Here is a 719-nt window from a genome sequence, read left to right on the forward strand (position 1 = left end):
GATTTAGCATGACTACATGCACACCTCCCGAGCTCATCATCAAATTCGCGACGTAGGATAGACCATGGCCAAGAAAGATGAAGTGGAGCACGAGCCACTCACTGAAAAGCAACGAATTACTGCTCTGGAAGAGAGTGTCGGGACGAACAAAATAGTACTACTGGTTGTCGCACTCTTACTAATCGTGATTATTTCTGTTTCGATTACAGTAATAACGATCACCGTCTTCGGAGATGAAGAAGAAGAGTCCGTCAACCTTGAAGTCGTTGAAGAGCTACAGCTACAAATCTCGGAATTGACCAGCCAAAACGAAGCTCAAACTCAACAAATAAAGAGCCTTAAGAAAATATTACCCGTTATCCAGGATCAACTGGGCAATACAAGCAACCTTAAATTGCTTAACGTGGTGATGGAACAAGAAAAAGGTAATCAAGAATTTCTAGAAGCCTTACGTACCGGCATGTATGACCTGGCTCACATGCTACCTGGCTCACGTACCTGGCTCGAAGTTTACGGCGAAAAAGTTGATTTAGCCGCGCTATATGGGGCGGGGCTTAGGGCTTTCTACTTTGATTGTTTTCTTGTCTTTGGTATTTTGGGGTTGGGTGCTTGGGCCAGTGGGGATGTTACTGTCTGTCCCACTGACCATGCTGTTAAAAATTGCCTTTGAAAGCAGTGACGAGACCCGCTGGATCGCAATCATTATGGGGCCAGATGTT

General features: G+C 45.2%; 1 pseudogene. It reads left to right on the forward strand.

The features are described 5' to 3' along the window. Positions 1-533 precede the first annotated feature (533 nt). Positions 534-719: pseudogene (locus A3766_RS28700) on the forward strand (AI-2E family transporter); the annotation flags it as partial.

The sequence above is a fragment of the Oleiphilus sp. HI0132 genome (assembly GCF_001635845.1).